The sequence below is a fragment of the Devosia chinhatensis genome (assembly GCF_000969445.1).
GTDB lineage: Bacteria > Pseudomonadota > Alphaproteobacteria > Rhizobiales > Devosiaceae > Devosia > Devosia chinhatensis.
The window spans coordinates 1,731,047-1,750,880 of sequence record NZ_JZEY01000054.1 but is presented as its reverse complement, the minus strand read 5'-3'; the positions used below and the strand labels follow the sequence as shown (position 1 = coordinate 1,750,880).

Sequence of the window (19,834 nt, the reverse complement as noted above, 5' to 3'; positions counted from 1 at the left end):
ACGTTTGAAAAAGGATACGCGATGTCGAAGCGTCATTCCGTAAAGTACAAGATTGACCGCCGCCTTGGCGAAAACATCTGGGGCCGTCCCAAGTCCCCGCTCAACGCCCGTGCCTATGGCCCCGGCCAGCATGGTCAGCGCCGCAAGGGCAAGCTCTCGGACTACGGTCTGCAGCTGCGCGCCAAGCAGAAGCTCAAGGGCTATTACGGCTCGATCACCGAAAAGGGCTTCCGCCGTCTTTACGACGAAGCCAGCCGCCGCAAGGGCGACACCGGTGAAAACCTGATCGGCCTGCTCGAATCGCGCCTGGACGCCATCGTCTACCGCGCCAAGTTCGTGCCGACCGTGTTCGCTGCCCGTCAGTTCGTGTCCCATGGCCACATCCTGGTCAACGGCAAGCGCGTCAACATTCCGTCCTACCAGGTCAAGATCGGCGACAAGATCGAGATCCGCGATCGCTCCAAGCAGCTGACCGTGGTGCTCGAGGCCAACCAGCTGGCCGAGCGTGACATCCCCGACTACCTGGACGTCGATCACGGCAAGCAGACCGCCACCTATGTGCGCGTCCCGGCTCTGTCGGACGTGCCCTATCCGGTCCAGATGGAACCGAACCTGGTCGTCGAATTCTACTCGCGTTAATCGCGAACCGACCGAGACAGAATCGAAAGGGCCGCTCCTCGGGGCGGCCCTTTTTCTATGCCTTGCCGGGCTGAGCCAGCACGACAAGGTTTCCGTCCGGATCGCGCAGCTGCACGATGGTGGTGTAATCGGCCTCCTGCACCGTGCCGGGTTCAAACCCCGCTTGTGTCAGCCGCTCATGCTCGGCTCGCACATCGTCCACAATGAGGGTCAGCGTGCCATGGCCGGCCTTGTCCGGACCCTCGAACACTTGCAGGCCAGCCCCAGCGAAATGCCATTCTACCAATCCCTTCATGGGATTGGCGTCGGGCGAGCGGGCCAGGATGGTCTCGTACCAGGGGATGCTCGTTTCAAGGTGTGAGCAGCTGATATTGGCAAAGATGGCCTTTATGGACATTGCAAGTCTCCTCTCCGGGACACAAGCCGCATTGGTGTCCGGTCGTTCCATTGCAGCAAAAAGGCCGCCCATGGGCGGCCCTTCTTCGTCATCCTGTTCGACGCGGCGCTGCGCCCCGGTCAGAACTGTGCCGGCTGCTCGGGTATGGCGTCGCTGGTCTTGGGTTCCGAGAACACGAGGAAGCGCGGATCGTCGTAGTCGACCCCCGAGATCGCATCCTCGGGAATATTGGCCTCGAAGGCCCGCAAGCGCTTATAGACCGAGATCAGCGAGATGATCGTGGTCCAGGAATTGGCGAGGAACCGGAAGGAATCCTCCACTTGGCCAAAGGCATTGCTGACTTGCTGGAACAGGCCCAGCGTCATGGTCCCTGCCACGATGGAGGGCGCCATGGCGATCAGCGGTACGAAATTGGCGCCCTGGAGATAGAGGTAGCGGGCGACGTTGAAATAGAGATAGTGCCCGTAGAGCCGGAAGTAATTGTGCTGGACGCCCAGGAACAGCTCCCGGATCGTGGGCGGATCGGCCCGGTCCTTTTCGTCTTCGCCATAGACCAGCTCCTTTCGGAAGGCGGCCTCCACCCGCTGGTTCTGGAATTCGAGGCCGGGCAGGCGGATACCCACCAGGCCCAGCAGCACCGTGCCGAAGATGGCCGACATGAGCGCGACCCAGACAAGGCTGCCATTGACCGGGCCGACTATGGGCAGCTCGGTAATGTTCTGCGACAGCTCCCAGAGCAGGGGCAGGAACACGAGCAGGGTCATGATCGAGCCGACCAGCGATACGGCAAGACCCTCGACGATATTGGAGAAACGCTGCGCATCTTCCTGGATACGCTGGGACGCGCCTTCGATATGGCGCAGACGCTGCCAGTGGGTCTGGTAGAAGAACGTCATCGCCCGGCGCCAGCGGAACAGGTAATGCGCGATGAAGAAGGCGTTCAGCACGAGAACGGCGATACGCGGCAATAGCACGTAGAGCACCGTGCTCAGCTCGGACCAGAACCGCTCGATCGGCACGGAGCCCGGCGATTGCAGCGCACCCTGGATCAGGTTGAAGAATTCGCCATACCAGTCGTTCATCCACGCGCCGATCTGCACGTCGAAATAGACGACCTCGATGATGGTCACGGTGCCCACCACCGACCACCAATACCAGCGCTTGTTGGTGTTGAGAAAATACCAGGGTACGCAGAACAGGTATCCGGCCATCAGGATATATTGGTAGAGCCAGACGCGGTCGGCATTGAAGAAAGGCTCGCCTTCGGCACCGGCCGGCGGCGCACCGATCAGTGGGGCGATATTGAACACACTCTGCAATCGCTGGCCGAAGCCATACCAGAGGGCCATCGCCAGGATGGTCCAGGCGAGTGCGGAGGTGAAGAACAGTCGAGGCTGGGGGAAAAAGGAGCGAAACACCGTGAGACTCCAGAGGGTGCCGTTGAGACAGCACCATCTAACTGGGGCAACGTGATTAAAACAAGTTCGGGAAGTTAAACCTTGGTAAGGTTCTCCAACGCCGCTTTGACTTCCCATCGCCCCATATCGGCTGTATCAGCGTGGCGAACCAATATTTTGAGAGAGTTGCCATGAGCGCGGTGATGGATGCCCCCGCTACGCAGGACGATGCCGACGTTGCTGGCGCGCATCCGATCTTTGCTCACGCGCCGCGATCGGTGGAATTCAACAAGCTGCGCAAGCGGCTCATCCGCAATGTGCGCGAGGCGCTCGACAAATTCGCCATGGTGCGGCCGGGCGACAAGTGGCTGATTGCCCTTTCGGGCGGCAAGGACAGCTATGGCCTGCTCGCCATCCTGCTCGATCTTAAGTGGCGCGGCCTGCTGCCGGTTGACTTGCTCGCCTGCAATCTGGATCAGGGCCAGCCCAATTTTCCCAAGCACATCCTGCCTGAATTCCTCACAGGTCTCGGCATCGCGCATCGCATCGAGTATCAGGACACCTATTCCATCGTTACCGACAAATTGCTGGCGGGCGCCACCTATTGCTCGCTCTGCTCGCGCCTGCGCCGCGGCAATCTCTATCGCATTGCGCGCGAAGAGGGCTGCACGGCTCTGCTGCTCGGTCATCATCGGGACGACAGCCTCGAAACCTTCTTCATGAACCTCTTCCATGGTGGCAAGCTTGCCGCCATGCCGCCCAAGCTGGTCAATGATGAAGGCGATCTCGAAGTGCTTCGCCCGCTGATCTATTGCGCCGAGGAGGATCTGCAGCGGTTCTCGGACGCCATGGCGTTCCCGATTATCCCCTGCGATCTGTGCGGCAGCCAGGACGGCTTGCAGCGCAACGTCACCAAAGCCATGCTCACAGACATGGAAAAAGCCATGCCCGGGCGCAAGGATGTGATGATCCGCGCCCTGGGCAATATCAATCCCAGTCATATGCTTGACCCGCGCCTGTTCGACTTCGCAGGCCTCGCCCCTCAGAAAAAGGACTGATCGCATGAATATCGACCGCCTGGCCGCCATCCTCAAACAGGCCGCCAAGCAGGAGATCATGCCGCGCTTCCGGCGGCTGGACGAGGGCATGATCCACACCAAGACCAGCGCCTTCGACCTGGTCACGGAAGCCGATACCAATGCCGAGCGGCTCATCACCGCCGCTATCCTCGAGCACGCCCCCGACACCCTGGTTATTGGCGAAGAGGCGGTCGCCGCCAATCCGGCGCTGCTTACGTCCAACCTCGAAGACAGAATCACCATTTACGTCGATCCGGTTGACGGTACTGCCAATTTCGCCGGCGGACTGCCGCTCTTTGCCGTCATGGCTGCGGTGGTGCAGAACGGCGAACCGGTGGCCGGCATCATCTACGATCCGATGGGCGACGATTTCCTGATGGCCGAAAAGGGCTGCGGCACCTGGCAGGTCTTTCCCGATGGGCGCCGCGTCCGCATGAAATTTGCCGATCCCGTGTCTCTGGCCGAGATGGGCGGAGCCGCCTCCACCACCTATTTCCCGCCCGAGCAGCGCCAGGTGATCCTGGGCAATCTGGGCAAGGTCCGCATGCTCGCCGGCTATCGGTGCGCGGGCCACGAATATCGCTTCGCCGCCGGAGGCAGCCTGCATTTCCTGGCCTATGGCAAGCTGATGCCCTGGGACCATGTCGCGGGCGCGCTGATGATGCGCGAATGCGGGGCCCATGTCGCCAGGTTCGACGGCTCCGTCTATCGTCCCGGCGACACGGATGGCGGGCTGCTGGTCGCGCCGGACAAGGACAGCTGGAACGAGTTGCGGCGCGAGGTCTTCACCGTCTGAAGGCCGCACGGCCGGCCGTGTCGAAACCAGGTGGTGTAGAACGTCGTCGCTTTACCAGTCACGAACAGCGGGTGCGCTCATGTCCTTCCAGGCCTATCTCGATGCGGTCGAAGCCAAGACCGGCAAGACGCCACGGCAACTTGTCGACCTGGCCAGGGCTAAGGGGTTCGATGACCCAAAGGTCAAGGCCGGGACCATTCTCGACTGGCTCAAGGCCGATTTCGATCTTGGGCGCGGGCATGGCATGGCCATTGTCCACGTCATCAAGAAGGGCCCCGAAGTCGACAGCAAGCATGTGGGCACGACCGGCGCCCACCGCGACGACAGCGCTCTGCTCTGGCTCGACGGGGTGGCTACGAAGCCCCGCTGAGGGCCTTGGCCGCCGCCTCCAGCGCTCCTTTCCCATGCGGGATAGTCAGCGCCGTCAGGCCGGCTTCCATCGTGCCCAGCACGCCCATGACCATATGAGCGTTCACGTGGCCCATATGGCCGATGCGCAGGTAATCGCCATAGGCCGCTTCGCTGGGCAGCGCCATGCCGAGGCCGATGCCCAGCGTCACGCCCGCTTCCTGTTCCAGCCACGCCCGCAGCCGGCCGGCGCCGCCATTGGGGAAGGTGGCTGCCGTGACAGAATGACCACGCGCGGCCGGGTCGCGCACATTGAGCGCGATGCCCGAGCCATCCGCGCCCCAGGCATCGAAGGCGGCCCAGATCGACCGGGCCAGCCGACCATGACGGGCCCAGAGCGCTTCGAGCCCCTCTTCTTCGACGATCATGGTCAGCGCCTCGTGCAATCCATAAAGGTGCTGGGTGGGCGGTGTGCCGCCGAAATATTGCCAATAGGCATCGGGGCGCACGCGGGGGCCGATCGACCAATAGGGCGTTGCAAGATCGGCCTCGCCGGCCCGGGCCAGTGCCTTGTCCGAAAACCATAGTAGGGCCAGGCCAGGCGGCAACATCATCCCCTTCTGGCTGGCGCCCACCAGCACGTCTATCCCCCAATCGTCCATGTGCAGTGGGTCGCAACCCAGCGAGGCTATGGCGTCTACCGCCAGCAGGGCAGGGTGCCCGACGCTGTCCATGGCGCGGCGGATCGCGGCGATGTCGTTCTTGACGCTCGAGGCGGTGTCCACATGCGTCACCAGCACATATCGAATTGCCTTGTCCGTGTCGGCCTTGAGGGCTGCGGCGATCCGCTCCGGGTCTGCGGCCTGCCGGCCGAAATCGAGCAGTTCCACCGCCACGCCCATCCTCTGGGCGGCACTGGCCCAGCCCATGCCGAAAACGCCGGTCGTCACCCCCAGGGCCCGGTCGCCCCGCGAGAACATGTTGGTCAACGCCGCCTCCCAGCCGCCATGGCCATTGGCGATATAGATCGCGGCGTGGTGCCTGGTGCCGGCCAGCTGCTTGAGCCGGGTGAAGATCGTCTCGGTCATGCCGATGATCTCCCCCTCGTAGATATTGGGGGAGACGCGGTGCATGGCGTTGAGCACCCGGTCGGGAATGACCGAGGGGCCCGGAATGGCAAGATAGGTGCGGCCGGTAATGGGAGGCATGGAAGAGAGAATCCGATGGCAATACCCTCACGCTATCCTAACCGGCACACCGGGTCATTCCCATCAGTTCAGCCCGCAGTGATTCACCTCACTGGGCCGGCTTGCATGACTCATAAGTCTGTGCTTATTTGATTGCATGAACGACACCGAGATTTTCAAAGTTCTGGCCGATCCGACCCGTCGGGCAATTCTCGAACGCCTGTCCGGCACCGAGATGACCGCGACCGATCTGCGCGCGGGCTTTGCCATCACCCAGCCCGCCATGTCGCAGCACCTCGCCGTGTTGCGCGGCGCGGGTCTGGTTACCGAGCGGCGGGAGGGGCGTTACATCCACTATCGCATCACCCCGGACGGGTTTGCCCCGCTGCATGACTGGCTGGCGCGTTACCGCGACTTCTGGCCGGGCCGGATCGATCGCCTCAAGGACCTGCTCAGGGAGATGGATCAATGACCGACACCGAGAATTCCGTCGTGTTCGAGACCATTCTCGATGCGCCGCCGGAGAAAATCTGGCGGGCGCTGACCATCCCCGAATATCGCGATCACTGGTTGCAGCCGCCCGATGACGTTAGCCTGGCTTTGGTGACGGTCAACGTTAACAGGGTGCTGACCTATAGCTGGAAAGAGCGAGACGAAGAGAGCCTCGTGACAATCGAGCTCACCCCGCAGGACAATGGCCGTACGGGCTTCCGCCTAACCCACGTTCCGGTCCGCATTCCGGCCGCTGCCAACAGCAATGACGGTGCTCCCACCATGCTGCGCGCTGCCTAGCGTTGTCGCCTAAACCGTTGAAAATCAAAGGAGGTCGCCGATGCGCGACATGATGAATCTCGTCCCTATGGTGGTGGAGACGTCCAGCCGCGGCGAGCGGGCTTTCGACATTTATTCCCGGCTGCTGCGCGAGCGGATCATTTTCGTCAACGGCCAGATCGAGGATGGCATGGCCTCCCTGATCTGCGCCCAACTCTTGTTCCTTGAATCCGAAAATCCCGCTAAGCCTATATATCTCTACATCAATTCGCCGGGCGGCGTGGTGACCGCGGCGCTGGCCATGTACGATACGATGCAGTTCATCAAGGCCCCTGTCGGCACCCTCTGCATGGGCATGGCGGCTTCCGCCGCGACGTTGCTGCTGGCTGCTGGCGCGCCGGGAATGCGGGCCAGTTTGCCCAATGTTTCCATCATGTTACACCAGCCTTCCGGTGGCTATCAGGGCAAGGTGACGGACATCATGATCCATGCCGAAGAAAGCCTGCGGCTCAAGCGTCGGACCAACGAAATCTATGCCCGCCATTGCGGCCGAAGCTACGATGAGGTGGAAACGGCGCTGGAGCGAGATCGCTACATGGAGCCGGAAGAGGCCCAGGCTTGGGGCCTCATAGACCATATTTATTCCGACCGATCCCAGATCGAAGCTCCGGGACCGGTCGAAAAGTCTTAGTGCGCGTCCATGATCGGCGCGGCGTCAGACTTGGAATAGCCTTCTCCGACGCCGAACAGCCGGCCCTTTTCAGCGATCAGGATGCAGACCAGCGCCATGACGCCCATCAGGAAGTAGCCGGTCGCCGTGGGCACTGTGGTGCCGTCGAAAAGCTGGCCCGTATACGAGCCGATCAGCGCGCCGCCAACGGTCTGGATGAAGCCGAAGACGGACGCCGCAGTGCCCGCAACGTTGCCAAGTGGTTCCATTGACAGCGAGTTCATGTTCGACGCCGACCAGCCGAAGCAGAACATGATGATGGCCAAAAGGCTGAAAAACAGCCAGAGCGGCAACATGTCATTGAGCGCCAGTACCAGCCATAGGCCCGAAAACGCCGTAAAGATCAGCATGGCGCCATGGGAAAGGCGGCGCATGCCGAAGCGACGCACCACCTTGGAATTGGTGAAGGAGGAAATGGCCATCAGCCCTGCCATGGCTGCGAATGCGACGGGGAAATAGACGCCGAGGCCATAGATATCGACATAGATCTGCTGGGCGGAGGTGATGAAGCCGAACAGCGCACCGAAAAGGAACATGCCCGCCAGGCCATAGGAAATGGCGACCCGGTTGGTAAAGACGATGCGAAAGCTGTCCAGAATGCCGCGTGCGCTCAGCGGGCGGCGCTGGTTGACCGGCAGGGTTTCGGGCAGACGCAGAAAGGTCCAGACCCACAATGCCGCCGCCAGAAGGCCCATGAAAAAGAAGATGGACTGCCAGGGACCGGTCAGCAGCAGGATTTGCCCGATACCTGGTGCGATAATGGGAATGGCCATGAACACCATGAAGGTCAGCGACATGACTTCCGCCATTTCGCGCCCCGAATAGCGGTCGCGCACGACAGCCTGAGAGATAACGCGGACGCTTGCGGCGCCCATGCCCTGAATGAAGCGAAGCACAAGCAACATGGTGAAGTTGGGGGCGAATGCCGCGATTATCGCGGCCACGACGTAGATCGCAACGCCCACCAGCAGCGGGCCGCGGCGACCGAAGCGGTCGGTCAGCGGGCCAAAGGCAAGCACGGCCAGACCCATGCCGAGCATGTACGCACTGACGACGAATTGCCGCTCGTTCTCGTTACTGATGCCAAGCGCTTCACCCATATAGGGCAGGGCAGGCAGCATGACGTCGATGGCCAGCGCATTCACCGCCATCAGGGCAGCAATGAGGGCAATGAATTCAGGGCGCGAGAGCACCCGTGTGAAATGATCGGACATTATTGAAACTCGTCAGCGCTGCGCCAGGCGCAGCTGAAAGGAATGCTCGGACCATGAACGCAACCGCTTCGCATTGCAAGTCGTCAATCGGCATTAGCCGATGGAAGGCTAGGCTGCCCTTAGCGCAAAGGCACCGTCGCTGCGTTCATTGATCGGAATGTGGATGGCGGCCGATGCCAGGCCCAGGATGATGCCGAGATACCAGACGAGGTCGTAGGCACCGGTGAGGTCGTAGACGAAACCGCCAAGCCAAACGCCGAAGAATGATCCGATCTGGTGGCTGAGGAAGGCGATGCCATAAAGCATGCCCATATAGCGCGGTCCGAAGAACAGGGTTACAAGGCCAGCTGTCAGCGGGACGGTCGAGAGCCAGAGCAGGCCCATGGCGGCAGCGAAGGCGTATGCGGTGACTTCACTGACCGGGACCAACAAAAACGCGGCGATGGCAATGGCGCGCAGGAAGTAGATCGTGGCCAAAAGCAATTGCTTGGGAAGCCGGCTGCCGAGCCATCCCGAGAGGAGGGACCCGGCAATGTTGAAAAGACCGATAACGGCAATGGTCCATGACCCAACCTCCGGAGACAGGCCGCATTGCACGAGATAGGCAGGCATGTGCACGTTGATGAAGGCGAGATGAAAACCGCAGACGAAGAAGCCGATGACCAGGAGCCGATAGGACCCATAGCCCCAAGCGCGTGAGAGGGCCTGCATGAATGGCAGGTCCGCCTGGCCCGGCACCGACTCGGCGCGGCCGCGCAGGGCGGCAGAGAGCGGAATGATCAGGAGGAGCAGCATGGCGATCCAGACCAGAGCCATCTGCCAGCCGAACGCATTGATGAAGCCCTGTCCGAGAGGCGCGAAGATGAACTGGCCGGCAGAAGACGCCGCCGTGGCAATACCGAAGACAAAGCTGCGCTTTTCGGCGGGAACGACGCGACCGAATGCGGCCATGACGACACCGAAGGAGGCGATAGCGATACCGACGCCCGTCACTAGTCCCGCGGTCAGCGTCATGGTCAGTGTGTCGGTGGAAAAGGCCATGCCGAGCACGCCCAGCGCGTAAATGACGCCGCCCACAGCCAGAACCCGGCCGGAGCCATAGCGATCGGCCATGCCACCGGCGAAGGGTTGAGCGAGACCCCAGACGAGGTTCTGGATGGCCATCGCCATGCCCCATTGTTCACGGCTGAGACCGAGGTCGTCGGTGACCGGCAGCGTGAAGAGACCGAACGAACCCCGCGTGCCGAAGCCGATGGCGGCGATGATGCACCCGGCGATGATGACGAGCGGCATCGGTACAGCTGGGCGAACGGCGGTGGACATGAACGGAATCTCCGGAAGGCGCAGCAGCATAATCCCGCTGTCAGCCTTGCGTAAAACGATAATCGGCAATGGAACCCATCAGGCCTGATGATGGGTTGACCTTTGCGTCAAAGCGGACGACAGGAAGCCTCAAATACGGAGACTGCCTTGATCCGCCATATCGTTTTCTTCACTGCCAAGTCTCCGGACAAGGTGGATGCCATCTGCGAAGGCCTGTCCCTGCTGGCCGCAATTCCGTACAGCCTCACATTCGAGGTTACTCGCAACGATAAGGTCGATCTCTACGGCAACGAGATCGATGTGGTGGTCTATGCTGAATTTGCCGACCGCGCCGCCTTCGATGCCTACAAGGCCCATCCCAATTATGATGAAGCGACGCGACGGGTGCGGCCGCTACGCGAACTTCGCTATGCCGCCGATATTCCGGCTGAAAGCGCCGTGATGGCGTAAAAAAAAAGACCCCGCCGGAGGCGAGGCCTTTGAAAATTGGGAAAAGACGATCAGGCGCTCTGCTTGACGGCTATGCCGGCTTGCTCAAGTTGGGTCTTCAGTTCGCCCGACTGGAACATTTCGCGTGCGATGTCGGCGCCGCCGATGAATTCGCCCTTCACGTAGAGCTGGGGAATGGTCGGCCAGTTGGTATAAGCCTTGATGCCATCCCGCAGCTCTTCGCTTTCGAGAACATTGGCGCTGTCAAATTCGACGCCTAGGTAGTTGAGGATCTGGACGACCTGGCCTGAGAAGCCGCATTGCGGAAAATCAGGCGTGCCCTTCATGAATAGGAACACGTCGTTGTTCTTTACCTTGTCGTCGATGAAGGCATTGATGTCGGTCATGGCTGGAGCCTTTCAGAAATCCGGGTTCAAGGGCCGGTTGCGTTCGCCTTTAGATAGGTCAGGATTTCAGCGCTGTCGAGGGTATCGCGGAGTGCTGAATTGAGCTTGGCTCCAATGCTAGGGAGTACTTACGGAGCCAGTTTCTGAGCAATCCAGGGATGCGCGAGAAAGTCCTTCTGTGTCTCGAAAAGTGCCGCATCCCAACCAAAGGCTCTGGCACCGTCGATGACTTTGGGTGTGTCGTCGAAAAACAGGGGCGGCTCACTCTGTGGCCCCATTCGGGCCTGAGCGAACTCGAAAAAGTCCTTGTGTGGCTTCAATACGCCGGCGCGCGCCGAATAGAAAATGTCCTCGAACAGCTCCGACAGGCGTAGCGTTTGCCAGAGCCACTGCGCCCGCATGTGATCCTGGTTGGTTGCGATGTAGAGCCTGATACCGCTGCTGTCCTTGAGACGCCGGATGGCGTCCAGCAGCTCGGTATTCAATCGGCTGTCATGGCTCAGCCAATATTGCGCGAAGACCATCGACGACCCTGTAAAGCCCAGACCCGGCAGACGCCGGTCCAGCGCCTCGATCAGGGACATCTGGCCGATCACGACCTTCTTGATGAAAATGTCGAAGATGAACTCTGTGCGAAACCGCTCAGGGTCGACGCCCAGATCGGCCAGCAGGTTTTCGTCCCAGCGCTGCTGCAGTTCAGGTCTTGCGTGGTAGCCATGGACCAGGACGCCATCAACATCAAAGACGAGAGCCCGGCTCACTTGGATTTGGCTCCCATTGCGCCCAGCCCGTTCAGGACATCCTGTGGAATTGCCAAGTCCAGGATGACGTCCTGATGTCGCCGGAAGCCGATGATCTCGCGCTGGACGAAATAGGACCAAACGGCGTCACGAGCTTCGGACAGATAGGGCTCGCGCTCAGCGGCGGCATTGAGCGCAGCAATGGCTTTCTTGACGCGTGCTTCCGCGGCATTGACGGAATTGGCGCGCTCGGCATTGATCTCATGGTCAAGCGCTGCAGTGCCGGCTTCGGGCCGGACTATGCGGATTAGATCGAGCGAGTCGCGCAGCCCAGCCATCAGTCGGGCACGTTGGTTTGCAGTGCCAGGGCGTGCAAGGCGCCACCCATGTCACCCTGCAGGGCTGCATAGACCAGCTGATGCTGTTGCACGCGGGACTTGCCGCGGAACGCCTCCGAAATCACGGTTGCTGCGTAATGGTCACCATCGCCGGCAAGGTCGCGGATTTCGATCGTGGCATCGGGCAGGGCAGTCTTGATGCGGCGCTCGATTTCATTGGCGTCCATGGGCATGGGCTGTCTCCCGGAAATAGACGGCGCGGCCGGATGGTCGCACCTGTCCTTGATATGGCATGCGCGTGCGGCTGCTTCAACCGGGGGAGGGACTGAACCCTAAGGCGTTTCGAGCGCGCCCTCGTCGGGGAGAACCGAGGCGCCTACGCAGCAATCGGCATCGGAGCGGGTCGAGAAATTGGCGATGATGAAATCAACGATTGGACGGGCCTGTTCGGCTTGAGCGGCATCGAAAATGCAATCGAGAACATAACCGCGCCCGGAGGAGACGGCCTCCGTATGAACCAGCGTCAGGGGCATGCCCATGGCAGAATCCGTACTGGTACCCTCATAAGTCAGGGCCGTGGCGTCCTGATATGCCGTGGTGCCCTTGTTCGATATGGTGAAGCCCGGCAGCGGACCGGACCAGGAGGCGGCTATGGCGCCATCGTCCAGTTCGCCCAGCGCCGCATCTGCCGTCCAGTCGGTGTCGTCCACCGAGACCACGCTCAGATCGCATTGCAACGGGGCGCTTGAATGATTGATCGTCAGCGGCGCATCGCCGCCGCCGGATGCCACCATTTCGGCTGGATAAATCAATGTGTAAGGCAGATTGGTCAAGACCGAGCGCGTGACGTTCACACTCTGCGCCAAGGCTAATGGCGGCATCAGGGCCACGCACAATGCCGCCAGAACAGCCAGCCCGCGATTGTGCGTCATAGTCCACTCCATACCTGTTCGCCGTATTGGAGCAATGCGCTCCAAAGAACGGCGAACATAAGGCGCATGGCCGAGAATGGAAGCTCAGCCGTTCATATAGCTGGGGAACCAGCTCTCATGCGCCTGGGTCAAAGTGGCCAGAGGAACAGGCTGCGCCGCCCCGAGCGTCAGGGTGCTGCCGCCCGTCGTGCCGATCCAAGGCGCATAAACTCCCAGGCTCTCAGCCTCGGCCCAAAGGTCTGCAATCGCGTCGCCCTGAGGATCTAGATTGAGGGTGAGAAGATAGCGTCCCTGATCCTCGCCAAAGAAGGTCAGAACCGGATCATTGCCCTCGACATCGGTGACGTTGGCGCCAATGCCGCCGGCGATCGCCATTTCTGCCAAAGCGACGCCCAGGCCGCCATCGGACAGGTCGTGACAGGCTGTGACGACGCCCGAGCGGATAAGTTTGCGAACGAAGTCGCCAGCCTTGCGCTCGGCAGCGAGGTCGACATGAGGCGCGTCGCCATCGCGACGGTCAAAGAGATCGCGCAGATAGATGGACTGGCCAAGATGGGTGCCGCGCTCGGCAGGCCCGCCGATCAGGAGGATCGGCTGGTTCTCGGCGACAAATCCGATGCCGACGCTCTTTTCCCATTCTGGCAGCAGACCCACGCCGCCGATCGTGGGGGTCGGCAGGATGCCGCGGCCATTGGTTTCGTTATAGAGGCTGACATTGCCCGAGACGATGGGAAAATCGAGTGCGCGGCAGGCCTCGCCAATGCCTTCGACGGCCTTGACGAACTGTCCCATGATCTCAGGACGCTCGGGATTGCCGAAATTGAGGTTGTCCGTGGCCGCCAGCGGCTCCGCACCGGTCGCGGTGAGATTGCGCCAGGCTTCGGCGACCGCCTGCTTTCCACCCTCGAATGGGTTCGCTTCGCAATAGCGCGGATTGACGTCGGAGGTGAAGGCCAGGCCCTTGGTCTCAGCTCCGTCGACGCGGATGACGCCCGCATCGCCGCCGGGGCGTTGCATCGTATTGCCCTGGATCAGGGTGTCATATTGCTCATACACCCAGCGGCGCGACGAGCAGTGATGGCCACCGATCAAGGCAATCAGCGCTTCGGAGACGTCCATTTGCGGGACGTCGGTATGGGCCAGAGCCGCCGGGATTTTGGGCTCGGTCCAGGGACGGTCATATTCGGGCGCTTCGTCGCCCAACTCCTTGATCGGCAGGTTGGCGACTTCTTCGCCCTGCCAGTACACGCGGAAGCGCAAATCGTCGGTGGTCTTACCGACGGTGGCGAAGTCGAGTTCCCACTTTTCGAACACAGCGCGCGCTGCAGCTTCCTTGTCCGGATGGAGCACCATGAGCATGCGCTCCTGGCTTTCGGACAGCATCATTTCGTAGGCGGTCATGTGCGCTTCGCGCACGGGTACCTTGTCGAGGTCGAGTTCGATGCCGAGATCGCCCTTGGCGCCCATTTCGACGGCGGAGCAGGTGAGACCTGCCGCGCCCATATCCTGAATGGCGATCACGGCGCCGGTGGCCATGAGTTCCAGGCAAGCCTCAAGCAAACGCTTCTCGGTAAAAGGGTCGCCGACCTGCACGGTGGGGCGCTTTTCCTCGATGTCGTCGCCGAATTCTGCCGAGGCCATGGTTGCGCCGCCCACGCCATCGCGCCCGGTTTTGGCGCCCAGATATACAACCGGCAGGCCGACGCCTTCGGCCTTGGAATAAAAAATCTTGTCGGTATCGGCGAGGCCAGCCGCGAAGGCATTGACGAGGTTATTGCCGTTATAGCGGGCGTCGAACTCGACTTCGCCGCCGACGGTCGGTACGCCAAAGGAATTGCCGTAGCCACCCACGCCGGCCACTACGCCATTGACGAGGTGACGGGTCTTTTCGTGCTCGGGCGCGCCGAAGCGGAGCGCGTTCATCGCTGCCACGGGACGAGCGCCCATGGTGAAAACGTCACGAAGGATACCGCCCACCCCGGTCGCGGCGCCCTGATAGGGCTCGATGAAGCTGGGGTGATTGTGCGATTCCATCTTAAAGACAACGGCCTGGCCATCGCCAATATCGACGACGCCCGCATTCTCGCCTGGGCCCTGGATTACGCGCGGGCCCGAGGTCGGCAGGGTGCGTAGCCACTTCTTGGAACTCTTGTAGGAGCAATGTTCGTTCCACATGGCCGAGAAGATGCCGAGTTCTGTATAGGTCGGCTCGCGCCCGATCAGGTCGAGGATTTTCTGGTACTCATCCGGCTTGAGGCCGTGATTGGCGACGAGTTCGGGCGTAATGGCGATGTCGGTGCGAAGGGTCATTGGGTAACTGTCCGGGACGTTCGGGCAAGAAGCATGTCGGCTGCGATGACGAGAGCCGCCAGCACGGCTAGAAAGAGGCTCATATAGATGGCGTTGATGCCGACCTGGCCGTAGCCGAGCCGGACGGCGTTGAGGATAGGATAGGGATATTCCTGCACCCAGGCTCCACGGGCCATGGCATAGACGAAATAGACCAGTGTCGGGACCAGCATCATTGGCAGGCTGGACCATCGCAGCGATCCGTGGCGCTGGGTGATCGCCCACCAGGCTACATAGAGCACAGGGGCGATGTAATGCAGGATCGTATCCGCAACGAGGAACGCGCCATCCAGCGTTTGCAGGAAGCGCAGCACGAAGAATACATAAAGCCCCACCAGCGCGATATTGGCGGTTACGATGCCGCGCACCAGCGGGCCGCGGAACGGCGACAGCCAGCCCCATGACGTTGCGGCCGAAAGATAGACCAGGACCACCGCAATGTTGTTGAGGATCGTGTAATACGAGAAGAAATGGCCGAGCGCCCCGGGCAGATCCCGTCCACCAGCCATCAGGGCTTGCATGGAGATGGTGAATTGCAGCGTCAAGCCCGCCGCGCCGAGCAGCAGACCCAGCCAGGTCAGCGCGCGGCGCCCGCTCATTTATGCGACCTGCTGCAGCGCGGCCGCGAAAAGGGCGCGCCCGTCATCCCCGCCATGGGCGGCCTCGATCAGGTTTTCGGGATGGGGCATGAGGCCCAGCACATTCTTCTGCTCGTTGAAGACGCCGGCAATATTGTTCAGCGAGCCGTTGGGATTGGTGCCCTCTGCGTAGCGGAAGGCAACCTGACCATTGTCCTCGATGCGCTTGAGGGTTTCGGAATCGGCGAAATAATTGCCGTCGTGGTGGGCAACCGGGCAGCGAATGATCTGGCCCTTGGCATAGCCTCGGGTGAAGTCGGTCTGCGCATTGACGACCTCAAGCTTTACCTCGCGACACACGAATTTCAGCGAGGTATTTCGCATCAGCGCGCCCGGCAGCAGCCCGGCCTCTATGAGAATCTGGAAGCCGTTGCAGACACCCAGGACCTTGACGCCACGTGCAGCGCGTTCGCGCAGCTTTTCCATGATGGGCGAACGTGCCGCGATGGCTCCGCACCGCAGGTAATCGCCATAGGAGAAGCCTCCCGGGATGACGATGAGATCGGCGTCGGGAATGTCGGCATCCTGGTGCCAGACGACGGCGGGATTCGTACCCCCGATCTTGCTCAACGCCGCGATCATGTCGCGGTCGCGATTGAGTCCCGGAAACACGATGACAGCGGCCTTCATCGCTTGATCCTTTGTCTCTGAGGGGTATGCGAGGCCCTTGTGGTGAGTCTTGCGCAAAAAGGCAAGAGCCTGGCGCATGCCGGCCGGCAAAAGCTGGGCGGTTTGAACTTCTCCCGCCCTGCTTTTAGAGCTGGTAACCTTATTCAGCCGGCACCGCAGCCATTGGCTTTTCGCGCCGAGTACCAGGCAGGTGCGCCCATGCTGGGCGTTCGAACAGGAACCGGCCAAATCCGACCCTTTGCACGATCCACCAGAGGAGAAGCGGGGAAGTGATGGCGACGACCATGGTGATGAGACTGACAATGTTCGGGTTGTCGATGCCAAAACGCAGAAGTGCGATGCGGGCAATGCCCATGGGCAGGACGAAGGCTACATAGACGACCAGAGATTTCGAACCCAGCCATTTGAGCCAGGCCATCCAGGGCAGCTTCACCAGAAGCGAAGCCACAATGACAATGGCGAGTGAACCGGCTAGCGCCATGATCAGATGCAGGCCCGGCAGGGCAGCCCAACCCATCTGGATGTGGACGGGGTCGATGTGGAAGCCAGGGCTGAACACCATTACGGCGTTGCTCAAAGCCCAAGCGGCCAGAAGCGCGAGCGCTGCTGTCGTATGATCGGCTGCCCAGGCCGCTAGCCGGAAGATCTGCGGCGCCAACACGTAGCCCGCATAGAAATAGACGAAATATGCGGCGAACTGATCGACGAGGTAGCTTCCAGTCTGAATGCTTGCCATCTGCAAGAGGGCAGCAATGGCCAGCAAGCCCAGATGTGGCGCCTTGATGTCGTGCAGGAACTTGCTCGCCAGCCCCATAATGCCCAGCATGTAGATGAACCATAGAACGCCATACGGCGACACAACCGCCCATGCCAGCGAAGTAGCGGCGCCGAGAGGTTCGCGCCCCACAAGGGCTTCCTTGAAAAGAATGTGGATCAGCGCCCAAAGAGCATAGAAGTAAAAGTAATGGACGACCCTTCGGTCTGCATAGGCTCGCCAGGGTCGAGCAATTACGTTGCCCAGGAAAAGGCCGGAGAGCAGGAAGAACTCCGGCATGCGGAATGGCATGGCGAATGCGATCGTCCAGTGGAGGAACCCGATCTGACCGGTGTCCTCGCCCACGCTGGAAGCGCAATACATGATGACGACCAGAAATATGGACAGGCCCTTGGCCATATCCACCCAATCTAATCGAGTAATGCCGCGTTCCATCCTCACACCCCCAAAAGCAGATTGGGGTCAGCATAGACCACGCTGTCTCACTGCCGCGTTAAGCGCGCCAGGTCCGGCGGGAAAGTCACAGGCTTGGTAAGGATTTCGCTAAGCAGACCGATAAAGGCCAGTGCTTAGACCGGGACCGACGCATATGCTGCGAACAGCAGGCCAAGAGAGGCGAAGAACATGACGGAGAGAGCAATCTGGGTCTTACGCATGGCTATATGGTCCTGCGCCAAACGGGCGCGACTAGTAGTCTGCCGCAAAGCGGTTAATTTGAAATTTCGATCGCGTAGTTTTCGATCACGGTGTTCGCGAGCAGCTTTTCGCACATCGCACTGATCTGTGAACGCGCGGATTCCGTGTCGGTTCCGTGGATTTCTAGATCAAAAACCTTGCCCTGCCGAACACTGTTAACGCCGCCGAATCCGAGGCTTGCCAGGGAGCCTTCGATGGCCTGGCCCTGAGGATCGAGAACGCCGGTCTTGAGGGTGACGATGACGCGCGCCTTCATCTGATCTGTTCCCGAAATTACTGGACAAGGCGCGGACCGGTGGTCAGCGCATTGTCGTTTTCAACTAGGATGCCGAGGCGCTGGGCCACTTCGCGATAGCTTTCGACCAGGCCGCCAAGGTTCTCACGGAAGCGGTCCTTGTCGAGCTTATTGCGCGTCTTGATGTCCCACAACCGGCAATTGTCCGGGCTGATCTCGTCGGCCAGCACGATGCGCATGAGGTCGCCTTCATAGAGCCGGCCAACTTCGATCTTGAAGTCCACCAACTGGATGCCGACGCCCATGAAGAGGCCGGTCAGAAAGTCGTTGATACGGACGGCCAGGCTCATGATGTCGTCGAGCTCGGCGGGGTTGGCCCAGCCGAAGGCAGTAATGTGTTCTTCGGAGACCATGGGGTCGCCCAGTGCATCGTCCTTGTAGCAGAATTCGATGATCGAACGGGGCAGGCGGGTGCCGGGTTCGAGGCCGAGACGCTTTGCCAGAGAACCGGCAGCATAATTGCGCACGATGATCTCGAGCGGGATGATCTCGACTTCCTTGATCAACTGCTCGCGCATGTTGATGCGGCGCAGGAAATGGGTCGGAATTCCCAGATCGTTGAGCTTGGAGAAGATAAACTCGGAAATCCGGTTGTTCAGCACGCCCTTGCCATCGATCACTTCATGACGCGCGCCGTTTCCGGCAGTGGCGTCGTCCTTGAAGTATTGCACCAAAGTGCCCGGCTCGGGACCCTCGAACAGGATCTTGGCCTTGCCCTCATAGATTTTGCGTCGACGGTTCATCTCGAATCCGTTGCCTTTGAGAGGTGGGGTGGATTGGGCCGCTTCATGCGCCAGAACGGGACAAGAAAGCAAGGGCTTTCCTGCCACACTGGCGGGCCATGGCAAGGCGTCGCAGCCTTGGGGGCGGCGTTGATTTGCGGGAAAAGACCGCCTATGTCCAAGGTGACAGCCGCTTATGCGGCACCAGACAGACCTTGGGAGAGAACATGAGCCAGTTTGAAGATCGGCAGAAGGGCCAGGAAGCCAAGTTTGCCTTCGACGCGGAGAAGAAGTTCAAGGCCGAAGCCCGCCGTAACAAACTCCTGGGTCTTTGGGTGGCCGAAATGCTCGGCCTCAGCGGTGACGCTGCCAATGCCTATGCTGCGGAAGTGGTCGCTGCCGATTTTGCAAAGCCGGGTGACAGCGACGTTTTCGATAAGGTGTCGGGCGATCTCAAGGCGAAGGGCGTTGCCATCGATGATGCCGCAATTCGCGCCAAGATGGATCAGCTGGTAGGCGTTGCCAACGAGCAGGTCGCCTCGGAAGGCTAAGACCTGTGCCGGCGCACAAGTTCGAGGGAGTCGGCATTGCCGGCTCCCTTTTTCGTTGCGCTATGCTCAGCTGAGGTCGATACTTGTCACGTCGTGCGCCGAGCCATTCTGTTGCCAGTGGACGGTAACCTTCTGGCCAACCTTGATGTCGGGCGCCTTGTAGGCGGCGGGCATGTAGAACCAGCTGCCGTCTTCGAGCTCCAAAGAGCGGGCTTGGGTGTTGAAGAACTTGACCACTCCAGATGTGGTCTGTTCCGCAGCGCTGGTGGCCGCCGCCGGCGCGGCCGAAGCGGCGAAGCTTGCTCCGGCCGGAGCCAGGGCAATAAGGACGAGGAAGGCGGAAGCGATATGTTTGCGCATGATATGTCTCCGTAAAGACAGCGCGGGCCGAAGGCGGCCCATTCGTAGCCGGTTTTCGGGAAGCGTCGCGTCGCAGGTTTCTTTGCTCCTG

Annotated in this window: 26 protein-coding genes; 9 read left to right on the top strand and 17 right to left on the bottom strand. The window is 60.8% G+C overall.

Annotation, left to right across the window (positions count from 1 at the left end; genetic code table 11):
* The first annotated feature begins 21 nt into the window (after positions 1-21).
* A complete protein-coding gene (rpsD, locus tag VE26_RS08535; RefSeq protein ID WP_046104557.1) occupies positions 22-639 on the top strand; it encodes a 30S ribosomal protein S4 in 618 nt (205 codons plus the stop codon).
* A 55-nt stretch (positions 640-694) separates the two neighbouring features.
* Here rpsD and VE26_RS08530 read toward each other — a convergent pair whose 3' ends face one another.
* Together VE26_RS08530 and sbmA are read right to left on the bottom strand one after the other, a co-directional pair.
* The gene (locus tag VE26_RS08530) at positions 695-1,159 is read right to left on the bottom strand and encodes a VOC family protein (protein WP_342018406.1); all 465 of its coding nucleotides are present in this window, start codon (positions 1,157-1,159) and stop codon (positions 695-697) included.
* Positions 1,156-2,454 (bottom strand): peptide antibiotic transporter SbmA, encoded by a 1,299-nt coding sequence (gene sbmA / locus VE26_RS08525; protein ID WP_084620143.1) that lies wholly within the window; start codon positions 2,452-2,454, stop codon positions 1,156-1,158. Before sbmA ends, VE26_RS08530 begins: the two co-directional genes overlap by 4 nt.
* 170 nt (positions 2,455-2,624) lie before the next feature.
* Between sbmA and ttcA the strand changes: the two genes are divergently transcribed.
* The 3 genes from ttcA (at position 2,625) to VE26_RS08510 (ending at position 4,678) form a co-directional block, all read left to right on the top strand.
* Positions 2,625-3,491: a tRNA 2-thiocytidine(32) synthetase TtcA gene (gene ttcA, locus VE26_RS08520; RefSeq protein WP_046104555.1), complete on the top strand. Its 867-nt coding sequence runs from the start codon at positions 2,625-2,627 to the stop codon at positions 3,489-3,491.
* Positions 3,492-3,495: 4 nt separating this feature from the next.
* Complete coding sequence (locus VE26_RS08515; RefSeq protein WP_046104554.1) at positions 3,496-4,308, top strand: inositol monophosphatase family protein; 813 nt, start codon at positions 3,496-3,498, stop codon at positions 4,306-4,308.
* Between the two features lie 79 nt (positions 4,309-4,387).
* Positions 4,388-4,678: a DUF4287 domain-containing protein gene (locus VE26_RS08510; protein ID WP_046104553.1), complete on the top strand. Its 291-nt coding sequence runs from the start codon at positions 4,388-4,390 to the stop codon at positions 4,676-4,678.
* On the opposite strand, the gene VE26_RS08505 is transcribed toward VE26_RS08510, so the two are convergent.
* Entirely contained in the window at positions 4,662-5,864 is a 1,203-nt protein-coding gene (locus tag VE26_RS08505) for a pyridoxal-phosphate-dependent aminotransferase family protein (protein WP_046104552.1), read from the bottom strand. The two genes, VE26_RS08510 and VE26_RS08505, sit on opposite strands and share 17 nt — an antisense overlap.
* A gap of 136 nt (positions 5,865-6,000) precedes the next feature.
* Between VE26_RS08505 and VE26_RS08500 the strand changes: the two genes are divergently transcribed.
* Genes VE26_RS08500 through VE26_RS08490 form a run of 3 tightly spaced genes read left to right on the top strand, consistent with a single transcriptional unit; the run spans position 6,001 to position 7,305 of the window.
* Positions 6,001-6,315: an ArsR/SmtB family transcription factor gene (locus VE26_RS08500; protein ID WP_046104551.1), complete on the top strand. Its 315-nt coding sequence runs from the start codon at positions 6,001-6,003 to the stop codon at positions 6,313-6,315.
* Positions 6,312-6,635, top strand: coding sequence for an SRPBCC family protein (locus VE26_RS08495; RefSeq protein WP_046104550.1), 324 nt, complete (start codon positions 6,312-6,314; stop codon positions 6,633-6,635). Before VE26_RS08500 ends, VE26_RS08495 begins: the two co-directional genes overlap by 4 nt.
* Positions 6,636-6,675: 40 nt before the next feature.
* Positions 6,676-7,305, top strand: a complete 630-nt coding sequence (locus tag VE26_RS08490) for an ATP-dependent Clp protease proteolytic subunit (RefSeq protein WP_046104549.1) — start codon at positions 6,676-6,678, stop codon at positions 7,303-7,305.
* Here the strand turns inward: VE26_RS08490 and VE26_RS08485 are convergent.
* Both VE26_RS08485 and VE26_RS08480 read right to left on the bottom strand, forming a co-directional pair.
* Entirely contained in the window at positions 7,302-8,558 is a 1,257-nt protein-coding gene (locus VE26_RS08485; RefSeq protein WP_046104548.1) for a multidrug effflux MFS transporter, read from the bottom strand. The genes VE26_RS08490 and VE26_RS08485 overlap by 4 nt on opposite strands.
* Positions 8,559-8,666: 108 nt before the next feature.
* Positions 8,667-9,881, bottom strand: a complete 1,215-nt coding sequence (locus VE26_RS08480; RefSeq protein ID WP_046105173.1) for an MFS transporter — start codon at positions 9,879-9,881, stop codon at positions 8,667-8,669.
* A gap of 147 nt (positions 9,882-10,028) precedes the next feature.
* Between VE26_RS08480 and VE26_RS08475 the strand changes: the two genes are divergently transcribed.
* Positions 10,029-10,331, top strand: a complete 303-nt coding sequence (locus VE26_RS08475; RefSeq protein ID WP_046105172.1) for a Dabb family protein — start codon at positions 10,029-10,031, stop codon at positions 10,329-10,331.
* A 50-nt stretch (positions 10,332-10,381) separates the two neighbouring features.
* On the opposite strand, the gene grxD is transcribed toward VE26_RS08475, so the two are convergent.
* From grxD to purC, 11 genes are all read right to left on the bottom strand, one after another.
* On the bottom strand, positions 10,382-10,717 hold the full coding sequence (gene grxD, locus VE26_RS08470; protein WP_046104547.1) for a Grx4 family monothiol glutaredoxin: 336 nt from the start codon (positions 10,715-10,717) through the stop codon (positions 10,382-10,384).
* Between the two features lie 128 nt (positions 10,718-10,845).
* Complete coding sequence (locus tag VE26_RS08465) at positions 10,846-11,478, bottom strand: HAD family hydrolase (RefSeq protein ID WP_052715763.1); 633 nt, start codon at positions 11,476-11,478, stop codon at positions 10,846-10,848.
* The gene (locus tag VE26_RS18065) at positions 11,475-11,795 is read right to left on the bottom strand and encodes a DUF6665 family protein (protein WP_052715762.1); all 321 of its coding nucleotides are present in this window, start codon (positions 11,793-11,795) and stop codon (positions 11,475-11,477) included. Before VE26_RS18065 ends, VE26_RS08465 begins: the two co-directional genes overlap by 4 nt.
* Complete coding sequence (locus VE26_RS08455) at positions 11,795-12,028, bottom strand: BolA family protein (protein WP_046104546.1); 234 nt, start codon at positions 12,026-12,028, stop codon at positions 11,795-11,797. The genes VE26_RS18065 and VE26_RS08455 overlap by 1 nt, the downstream gene beginning before the upstream one ends.
* A gap of 99 nt (positions 12,029-12,127) precedes the next feature.
* Positions 12,128-12,727 (bottom strand): hypothetical protein, encoded by a 600-nt coding sequence (locus tag VE26_RS08450; RefSeq protein WP_046104545.1) that lies wholly within the window; start codon positions 12,725-12,727, stop codon positions 12,128-12,130.
* 84 nt (positions 12,728-12,811) lie between these two features.
* Complete coding sequence (gene purL, locus VE26_RS08445; protein ID WP_046104544.1) at positions 12,812-15,037, bottom strand: phosphoribosylformylglycinamidine synthase subunit PurL; 2,226 nt, start codon at positions 15,035-15,037, stop codon at positions 12,812-12,814.
* A complete protein-coding gene (locus VE26_RS08440) occupies positions 15,034-15,675 on the bottom strand; it encodes a Pr6Pr family membrane protein (RefSeq protein ID WP_046104543.1) in 642 nt (213 codons plus the stop codon). The genes purL and VE26_RS08440 overlap by 4 nt, the downstream gene beginning before the upstream one ends.
* On the bottom strand, positions 15,676-16,344 hold the full coding sequence (gene purQ / locus VE26_RS08435; protein WP_046105169.1) for a phosphoribosylformylglycinamidine synthase subunit PurQ: 669 nt from the start codon (positions 16,342-16,344) through the stop codon (positions 15,676-15,678).
* A gap of 139 nt (positions 16,345-16,483) precedes the next feature.
* Positions 16,484-17,518, bottom strand: a complete 1,035-nt coding sequence (locus tag VE26_RS08430) for an acyltransferase family protein (RefSeq protein ID WP_244465677.1) — start codon at positions 17,516-17,518, stop codon at positions 16,484-16,486.
* A 310-nt stretch (positions 17,519-17,828) separates the two neighbouring features.
* Complete coding sequence (gene purS / locus VE26_RS08425; protein WP_046104541.1) at positions 17,829-18,071, bottom strand: phosphoribosylformylglycinamidine synthase subunit PurS; 243 nt, start codon at positions 18,069-18,071, stop codon at positions 17,829-17,831.
* A 17-nt stretch (positions 18,072-18,088) separates the two neighbouring features.
* Positions 18,089-18,853 carry a phosphoribosylaminoimidazolesuccinocarboxamide synthase gene (purC, locus tag VE26_RS08420; protein ID WP_046104540.1) on the bottom strand — a complete coding sequence of 255 codons (765 nt, stop codon included), beginning with the start codon at positions 18,851-18,853 and terminating at the stop codon, positions 18,089-18,091.
* Between the two features lie 206 nt (positions 18,854-19,059).
* Here purC and VE26_RS08415 point away from each other — a divergent pair, with 206 nt between their 5' ends.
* Positions 19,060-19,383 (top strand): DUF1476 domain-containing protein, encoded by a 324-nt coding sequence (locus VE26_RS08415; protein WP_046104539.1) that lies wholly within the window; start codon positions 19,060-19,062, stop codon positions 19,381-19,383.
* Between the two features lie 66 nt (positions 19,384-19,449).
* Here VE26_RS08415 and VE26_RS08410 read toward each other — a convergent pair whose 3' ends face one another.
* Entirely contained in the window at positions 19,450-19,743 is a 294-nt protein-coding gene (locus VE26_RS08410) for a DUF1344 domain-containing protein (protein WP_046104538.1), read from the bottom strand.
* Positions 19,744-19,834 lie beyond the last annotated feature (91 nt).

What these genes read in the sequence shown, in the direction of transcription:
- purL (WP_046104544.1), bottom strand. Translation starts at nt 15,037, where the DNA reads ATGACCCTTCGCACCGACATCGCCATTACGCCCGAACTCGTCGCCAAT.
- VE26_RS08430 (WP_244465677.1), bottom strand. Translation starts at nt 17,518, where the DNA reads ATGGCCAAGGGCCTGTCCATATTTCTGGTCGTCATCATGTATTGCGCT.
- VE26_RS08415 (WP_046104539.1), top strand. Translation starts at nt 19,060, where the DNA reads ATGAGCCAGTTTGAAGATCGGCAGAAGGGCCAGGAAGCCAAGTTTGCC.
- VE26_RS08485 (WP_046104548.1), bottom strand. Translation starts at nt 8,558, where the DNA reads ATGTCCGATCATTTCACACGGGTGCTCTCGCGCCCTGAATTCATTGCC.
- rpsD (WP_046104557.1), top strand. Translation starts at nt 22, where the DNA reads ATGTCGAAGCGTCATTCCGTAAAGTACAAGATTGACCGCCGCCTTGGC.
- purC (WP_046104540.1), bottom strand. Translation starts at nt 18,853, where the DNA reads ATGAACCGTCGACGCAAAATCTATGAGGGCAAGGCCAAGATCCTGTTC.
- purQ (WP_046105169.1), bottom strand. Translation starts at nt 16,344, where the DNA reads ATGAAGGCCGCTGTCATCGTGTTTCCGGGACTCAATCGCGACCGCGAC.
- VE26_RS08450 (WP_046104545.1), bottom strand. Translation starts at nt 12,727, where the DNA reads ATGACGCACAATCGCGGGCTGGCTGTTCTGGCGGCATTGTGCGTGGCC.
- VE26_RS08505 (WP_046104552.1), bottom strand. Translation starts at nt 5,864, where the DNA reads ATGCCTCCCATTACCGGCCGCACCTATCTTGCCATTCCGGGCCCCTCG.
- ttcA (WP_046104555.1), top strand. Translation starts at nt 2,625, where the DNA reads ATGAGCGCGGTGATGGATGCCCCCGCTACGCAGGACGATGCCGACGTT.
- VE26_RS08490 (WP_046104549.1), top strand. Translation starts at nt 6,676, where the DNA reads ATGCGCGACATGATGAATCTCGTCCCTATGGTGGTGGAGACGTCCAGC.
- purS (WP_046104541.1), bottom strand. Translation starts at nt 18,071, where the DNA reads ATGAAGGCGCGCGTCATCGTCACCCTCAAGACCGGCGTTCTCGATCCT.
- VE26_RS08455 (WP_046104546.1), bottom strand. Translation starts at nt 12,028, where the DNA reads ATGCCCATGGACGCCAATGAAATCGAGCGCCGCATCAAGACTGCCCTG.
- VE26_RS08480 (WP_046105173.1), bottom strand. Translation starts at nt 9,881, where the DNA reads ATGTCCACCGCCGTTCGCCCAGCTGTACCGATGCCGCTCGTCATCATC.
- VE26_RS08440 (WP_046104543.1), bottom strand. Translation starts at nt 15,675, where the DNA reads ATGAGCGGGCGCCGCGCGCTGACCTGGCTGGGTCTGCTGCTCGGCGCG.
- grxD (WP_046104547.1), bottom strand. Translation starts at nt 10,717, where the DNA reads ATGACCGACATCAATGCCTTCATCGACGACAAGGTAAAGAACAACGAC.
- VE26_RS08410 (WP_046104538.1), bottom strand. Translation starts at nt 19,743, where the DNA reads ATGCGCAAACATATCGCTTCCGCCTTCCTCGTCCTTATTGCCCTGGCT.
- VE26_RS18065 (WP_052715762.1), bottom strand. Translation starts at nt 11,795, where the DNA reads ATGGCTGGGCTGCGCGACTCGCTCGATCTAATCCGCATAGTCCGGCCC.
- VE26_RS08500 (WP_046104551.1), top strand. Translation starts at nt 6,001, where the DNA reads ATGAACGACACCGAGATTTTCAAAGTTCTGGCCGATCCGACCCGTCGG.
- VE26_RS08510 (WP_046104553.1), top strand. Translation starts at nt 4,388, where the DNA reads ATGTCCTTCCAGGCCTATCTCGATGCGGTCGAAGCCAAGACCGGCAAG.
- VE26_RS08495 (WP_046104550.1), top strand. Translation starts at nt 6,312, where the DNA reads ATGACCGACACCGAGAATTCCGTCGTGTTCGAGACCATTCTCGATGCG.
- VE26_RS08515 (WP_046104554.1), top strand. Translation starts at nt 3,496, where the DNA reads ATGAATATCGACCGCCTGGCCGCCATCCTCAAACAGGCCGCCAAGCAG.